Below are 6,409 nucleotides of genomic sequence, written 5' to 3'. Positions count from 1 at the left end.
TCTCCCAGGCGCTGCACCTGTCATGGCGAACACCTCCCAGGCGCTGCACCTGTCATGGCGAACACCTCCCAGGCGCTGCACCTGTCATGGCGAACACCTCCCAGGCGCTGCACCTGTCATGGCGAACACTTCCCAGGCGCTGCACCTGTCATGGCGAACACTTCCCAGGCGCTGCACCTGTCATGGCGAACACTTCCCAGGCGCTGCACCTGTCACGGCGAACACTCCCCGGCTCAAACCCTGAACGCCCGCACCGCCCGGTTCAGCTCCCCCCCCAAACTCAGCAACTGCTCCCCTTGCTCACGCCCTTCACCAATACGCTGCAAGTTATCCTCACCCAGCTCATGAATCCGCTCGCTATGGTCACGAATCTCACTCACCGCGCCACTCTGCTGCGCCGTGACATCGGCAATCCGCACAGCCGTATCCGAGATCGTCCGAATGGCATAAACAATCTCATCCAGCGCCCCATCCGCCGCCTGAGCCTGGTTGGCCGTGGCTTCGGCATGCTCAAGCTGCGCACGCATTCCCGCCACCGAGCTTCTGGCGGCCTGCTGCAAGCGGTCGATCAATGCCTGAATCTCGCCGGTAGCCCCCGTGGTGCGCTGCGCCAGCGAACGCACCTCATCGGCCACCACGGCAAAACCACGGCCCATCTCGCCGGCACGGGCGGCTTCGATCGCGGCATTGAGCGCCAGCAGGTTGGTCTGCTCGGCAATCGAGCGGATCACCGTCAGCACCCCACCAATGGTGGCCGACTCTTCCGCCAGTTGTTCGATCACACGGGCATTGCCCTGCACTTCATCAACCAGTTCGCGCAAGCCCGACAGGCTCTGGCCAATCACCGCCTGGCCCTGTTCCGCCGCACGCCCGGCATCGCGGCTGGCATCGGCGGCGGCGCTGGCATCGCCGGCCACCTGCTGGATGGTCGCTTCCAGTTCGCCCAAGGCATCGCGGATCTGCCCAGTATCGCCGGCCTGGCGCTCGGCACCATCGTGCAGGGCGGCACTCATGCCGGCCAGGGCGTGGCTGCTGCCAGCCACCTGCTCGGCGTTGTGGCGGATGGTATCGACCAGCTCCACCAGGTACTGGCGCAGGCGGTTCAGCGATTCCTCGATGTCATGCAGCTCGCGATTGGTCTTGCCCAGGGTGATGCCCTTGGCGAAGTCACCCTCTGCCCAGTGCGACAGCGCCGGTGCCAGGCCGGTCAGGGTGCGCGCCAGGCGCCGCTGCAAAGTGTCGATCAGCAGGGCGATAAGCAGGATCAGGCCGATCATGAGGCCCTGGATAATGCGCACCTCGCCGGCAATTTTCCCGTGCTGGCCACGTACTTCGGGCTCCAGCGCAGCAATGGCCTGCTGTACCGCCGCCAGGCGCTGGCCGGTGCTGGCGGCCAGGGCGGCGCGGCGCTCGATCTGTTCGCGGGTGCGTTGCAGCTCGGCCGGGTAGCGGCTGAGCAGGCTCTGCAGTTCACGCTTCAGGCCCACGGCAATGTCTTCCTGCTGGGCGCTGGCCTGGGTTTCCAGGCCCATCATGGCGGCGAAGTCGTCGGCACCGGATTCGGCGGCGCGGGTTACGCCCAGCAATGGCAGGCTGTCGATGGCCTGGGCCTGGGCGCGGATCAGTTGCAACTCGCGCTCCACTTCGTCGGCCAGCTCCGGGCGGCCGCTGCTGACCAGCTTGTCCCGGGCCAACGACAGCCGGCTCAGGTGCACGGTGGCGTCGAGCAACGGCAGCATGTACTGGTTGGCGTCGGCGCTGCCGCTGTCGCGGGCGTAGCCGGCCAATTGTTCGAAGTTGGCCCCCAGTTCCCGCTCGGCTTGCTGCAGCAGGGCTTGCGGGTCGCCGGCCAGCTTGCCGGCGGCCAGCAGCTCATTGGCGGTGAAGCCCTGCAGGCTGTCCAGGCTGGGGCGCAGTTTGTCGGCCAGCGCGACGGGCCAGTCGGCCAGGGCGGCCTGCAATTGCTGGTTGGCCTCCATGGCGGCAGCGTGGCGCAGGGCATCGCCGCTGCCCAGGTACGCCTGGATATTGCCTGCCGTCTGGTTCTGGAACTGCTGGGACAGGCCCAGGTAGCGCTCCATCATCTGGTAGGGGCGCTCCAGCGCTCGCTGCGACCACCACAGGGTGGCGCCCAGGGCGAGGCACACGGTTACCAGCAACAGGGTGTTGAAATTGGTCAGCCACTTCAGGCGCATAGCCGCGAGCTTCCTGCGGAGGGGAGTGGGGGTAGGCGGCTGAAGTTATTGCGATTTTGTGACCGGGTGATGACGACAGGAGGTTGGCGTCAGAAAAACTGGCACAGTGCCGCTATCTGTTTTGCCCATGCCGGCCTCTTCGCGGCTAAAGCCGTTCCCACAGGGACAGCGCCAACTTGAAGGCAGCGCAGTACCTGTGGGAGCGGGTTCACCCGCGAAGAGGCCGGCACAGGCAGTGCGAATTTCAGGGCTCCACACGCACCACACAATTACGCCCGGCATGCTTGGCCCGGTACAGCGCCTCATCTGCCGCACTGGCCATGGTCAGCGCATCCAGCCCCTCATCCAGCTGCACCACCCCGGCACTGAAAGTGCACTGCAAGTCGCGCGGCTGCGCCGGGTAGAGAATCTCGGCAAAGCGCCGGCGGATCTCGTCCAGCACCTTATGCGCCGCCTCCAGCGCAGTATCGGGCATGACGACGGCGAACTCTTCACCGCCATAACGGCCAATGAAGTCGGTCTTGCGCAAGCGTTGCTTGAGGAACAGCGCCAGGCTCTTGATCACCCGGTCGCCCATGGGGTGGCCGTGGCGGTCGTTGATCTTCTTGAAATGATCGATGTCGAGCATGGCAAAGCTCAATGGCTGCTGCTCGCGGCGGGCGCGGAAGCTGCAGTCCTCCAGCAGTTGCAGGATGTGGGTGTGGTTGTACAGTCCGGTCAGGCTGTCTCGCACCATGCGCGCCTTCAGGTGGCGGGCACGGGCGGCGCGGTTGCGCACGGTAGTGACCAGGTGGCGTGAGCGAAACGGCTTGGTCAAAAAATCATCACCGCCTTCGCTCATGGCATCCAGCTGCTTATCCAGGTCGTCCTCGGCAGACAGGTAGATGATCGGCACGCTCACATAGCGGTCGCTGTGGCGGATGACCTTGGCCAGCTCCGGGCCGGTGCAGGCCGGCATGTACAGGTCGAGGATGATCAGGTCGGGCTGGAAGTCGGCCAGTTCGGCCATGGTACGGACCGGGTCGGTCAGGCTGCGGGTGACCATCCCGGCACCGGCCAGGACGCGCTCGGTGTACAAGGCCTGGGTGCGCGAGTCGTCGATGATCAGCACACGCAACGGGTCGTGCGGCGTGGCGTTGGTCAGCAGTTCGACCTTTTCCAGCAGGCTGGAAGCCTCCAGGCTGCCGGTGAGGAAGTCCTGCCCACCGGCGCGCACGGCGGCCAGGCGGGTAGGGGTGTCGGCTTCGTGGTGGCTGAAGAACAGCAGCGGGATAGGTTGCGCCAACCCCTGCTGAGCCTGGGCAGCCAGCAACAGGCCCTGGCCGGCGCCGGTGAAGTCGACATCCATGATGATGGCTGAGGGCGGGCATTCGCTGATCGAGGCGTGAAACGCGGGGGCATTGGCCAGCGCCTGCACCACCAGGCCAAAAAACTCCAGTTGCTGGGCCAGGCGTTGGGCGCGCTCGTGATCCTGCAGCAGGATGTACACCGGCTTGCGCAAGGGCGGCAGCAGCACCTGGTCAAGCGGGTCGTCCTTGCGCAGGCCGCTGCGCGTCAGCGGTTGGGCGGGGCACTGCGGGCTCTGCTCGACTGCTTTGCTCATGTCCTGGCTACTTGTAGGTTGGGGTGTGCAGGGGCAATGATGGCCCTATGCTAGCAGCTCTTTCCGCAGGCGTGAGTGCCCTGCATCAACAAAGCGGCTGGAATGAATATTCAGTTGCTGACCGATTGGTCGCTTATGCGTAAGGCGGTGTCTGCTTTATAGTGCTGCCACCCGGGCTTGCCGTGGCACCCTGGCGCAGGCCTGTGGTCCAAGCCCCTGAACCGTCGTGACTGATTAAGGACAAAGCCATGCTGGACTGGAAAAACCGCGAGGCCAAAGCCGAGCCCCGTGAGCGTGTCGACGGCCGAGGCGCCGCCGCCCGTAGCTACCTTGGTGGCCTTTGGAGCCGTGCCCTGGGCACCCTGATCGGGTTGTACCTGCTGGTGTGTATCGGCCTGGGCTGGTACTGGAGCCAGGAGCCCAACCTGTTCCCGGTGCAGCAGAGCGCTCAGGCCGCGGCCGAGCGCACCGGCCAGCAGATGGTGGTGGGCTATACCACCATCGAAACCCTCAAGACCGTGGCCGGCACCTTGCTCAACAAGCCGGGTGGCTACATTTCCAACGACCGCTTCCCACCTGGGCTGTGGATGGACAACATGCCGAGCTGGGAATACGGCGTGCTGGTCCAGGTGCGCGACCTGTCCCGCGCCCTGCGCAAGGACTTCGCCCGCTCGCAGTCGCAGTCCACTGAAGACGCCGACCTGGCCAAGGCCGAGCCGCGCTTCAACTTCGACAACAAGAGCTGGATCCTGCCATCGAGCGAATCGGAGTTCGAAGAGGGCATCAAGTCGCTGACCCGCTACCAGACCCGTCTGGCGGCCGGTGATAAAGGTGCGATCTTCTACACCCGTGCCGACAACCTGAACAACTGGCTGGGTGACGTGGCTACCCGCCTGGGCTCGCTGTCGCAGCGCCTTTCGGCCAGCGTTGGCCGGGTCAAGCTCAACAGCACATTGAAGACCGAGTCGGTGGTCGCCGGCCAGGCGCCGCAGGTGGACGAAGAGCTGGTGGAAACCCCATGGCTGCAGATCGACAACGTGTTCTACGAAGCCCGTGGCCAGGCCTGGGCGTTGTCGCACCTGCTGCGCGCCATCGAGGTGGACTTTGCCGACGTGCTGGCGAAGAAGAACGCCACGGTCAGCGTGCGCCAGATCATCCGTGAGCTGGAGGCCTCGCAAGAGCCGCTGTGGAGCCCGATGGTGCTCAACGGCAGTGGCTTCGGCATGTGGGCCAACCACTCGCTGGTCATGGCCAACTACATTTCCCGGGCCAACGCTGCGGTCATCGACCTGCGTCAGCTGCTGTCGCAGGGTTGATGATGGCTATCAGCCCAAACGAGGCCGCCCACCGGGCGGCTTCCGACCGTGAACTGGTCACCTGGGTGGACGAAACCGACCAGGTGCTCGGGGCCTTGCCCCGTGCCGAACTGCGCGAGCGCGGCCTGATTGGCCGTTGCACGTTCATTCTGCTGTTCAACAGTGCCGGTGAGTTGTGTGTGCACCGGCGGACCCTGAGCAAGGCGCTGTACCCGGGCTACTGGGATGTGGCGGCGGGCGGCATGGTCACGGCCGGGGAGGCGTATGCCGACTCTGCGGCGCGTGAGCTGGCCGAAGAACTGGGGATTGAGGGTGCCGAGCTGCGCTTTCATGAGCGGTTCTACTTTGACCAGCCGGATAACCGCTTGTGGTGTGCGGTGTATTCGGCGGTGTCGGATGCGCCGTTGCGGTTGCAGCCGGAAGAGGTGATTGAAGCGCGCTTCATTGGGCTGGAACAGGCTGAGCAGGAAAGCCTGAGCAAGCCATATTGCCCGGACTCGCTGGCGGCGTTGCAGCGCTACAAGGCTACTTTGTAGGGGCGGGCTTACCCGCGAAATACTGACCCAGACACCCGCGTTGCATGGCAAGGGCTTTGCCCTTGTTCGCGGGTAAACCCGCTCCTACACAACCGCCGCATTTATCGTTACACTGCGCGCCCTTTTCGGGCTGCCGCAATTCATGCAGCAGTAGCGCCGCCCCTGCCAGAGTGGGGCTTCGCGGTCGGCCTCAACCCCAAGGCACGACCAGTTTTTGTCCTCAGCACAGAGGAACAAAAGTGGCCAAGAAAGCTTCTTCCTTCGCCGCCCTTGGCGGTCTCGTTTACTCCACCGACGCCGGTCGGCACTGCCCCGACTGTGGCCAGCCGGTGGATGCCTGTACCTGCAAGCAGCAGGTCATCCCCGAAGGCGATGGCATTGCCCGTGTGCGCCGTGAAAGCAAAGGCCGTGGCGGCAAGACCGTGACTACCGTCACCGGCGTGCCGCTGCCGCTCGACCAGCTCAAGGAGCTGGCCACCACCCTCAAGCGTCGCTGTGGTACCGGTGGCGCGCTGAAGGATGGGGTCATCGAAATCCAGGGCGACCATGTCGAGCTGCTGATCGCCGAGCTGATCAAGCAGGGCTTCAAGGCGAAAAAGTCCGGCGGCTGATTCGCCCGCGCGCTTTTTTGCCCAGTGCTTTCTAAACTCGTTGCCGTGGCCAGGGTCTATCACTGGGCACGGCGAATCGTCATTTTTGGCTTTTACACTGCGCCCGCCTCCTTGCGGGGCAGTGTCTTCGACTTATCTATAGGGGACT

At 64.7% G+C, this 6,409-nt stretch carries 5 protein-coding genes; 3 read left to right on the top strand and 2 right to left on the bottom strand.

Annotation, left to right across the window (positions count from 1 at the left end; translation table 11 throughout):
• Positions 1-233: 233 nt before the first annotated feature.
• Both ACIP1G_RS24110 and ACIP1G_RS24105 read right to left on the bottom strand, forming a co-directional pair.
• Positions 234-1,013 (bottom strand): methyl-accepting chemotaxis protein, encoded by a 780-nt coding sequence (locus ACIP1G_RS24110; RefSeq protein WP_400741420.1) that lies wholly within the window; start codon positions 1,011-1,013, stop codon positions 234-236.
• A 1,426-nt stretch (positions 1,014-2,439) separates the two neighbouring features.
• On the bottom strand, positions 2,440-3,798 hold the full coding sequence (locus ACIP1G_RS24105; protein WP_400741370.1) for a diguanylate cyclase: 1,359 nt from the start codon (positions 3,796-3,798) through the stop codon (positions 2,440-2,442).
• 248 nt (positions 3,799-4,046) lie between these two features.
• Between ACIP1G_RS24105 and ACIP1G_RS24100 the strand changes: the two genes are divergently transcribed.
• The 3 genes from ACIP1G_RS24100 (at position 4,047) to ACIP1G_RS24090 (ending at position 6,261) form a co-directional block, all read left to right on the top strand.
• Entirely contained in the window at positions 4,047-5,114 is a 1,068-nt protein-coding gene (locus tag ACIP1G_RS24100; RefSeq protein ID WP_400741367.1) for a DUF2333 family protein, read from the top strand.
• Positions 5,115-5,116: 2 nt separating this feature from the next.
• Complete coding sequence (locus tag ACIP1G_RS24095; RefSeq protein ID WP_400741366.1) at positions 5,117-5,650, top strand: NUDIX hydrolase; 534 nt, start codon at positions 5,117-5,119, stop codon at positions 5,648-5,650.
• A 239-nt stretch (positions 5,651-5,889) separates the two neighbouring features.
• Complete coding sequence (locus ACIP1G_RS24090) at positions 5,890-6,261, top strand: translation initiation factor Sui1 (protein WP_027920822.1); 372 nt, start codon at positions 5,890-5,892, stop codon at positions 6,259-6,261.
• Positions 6,262-6,409: the final 148 nt, after the last annotated feature.

The organism is Pseudomonas sp. NPDC089392 (genome assembly GCF_044749595.1).
Classification (GTDB): Bacteria; Pseudomonadota; Gammaproteobacteria; order Pseudomonadales; family Pseudomonadaceae; genus Aquipseudomonas.
Note: the sequence above shows the minus strand (reverse complement) of the source record. Positions and strands in the feature narration are given on the sequence as shown.

Coding starts and splice junctions, on each gene's coding strand:
- ACIP1G_RS24105 (WP_400741370.1), bottom strand. CDS start 3,798: ATGAGCAAAGCAGTCGAGCAGAGCCCGCAGTGCCCCGCCCAACCGCTG.
- ACIP1G_RS24095 (WP_400741366.1), top strand. CDS start 5,117: ATGGCTATCAGCCCAAACGAGGCCGCCCACCGGGCGGCTTCCGACCGT.
- ACIP1G_RS24110 (WP_400741420.1), bottom strand. CDS start 1,013: ATGAGTGCCGCCCTGCACGATGGTGCCGAGCGCCAGGCCGGCGATACT.
- ACIP1G_RS24100 (WP_400741367.1), top strand. CDS start 4,047: ATGCTGGACTGGAAAAACCGCGAGGCCAAAGCCGAGCCCCGTGAGCGT.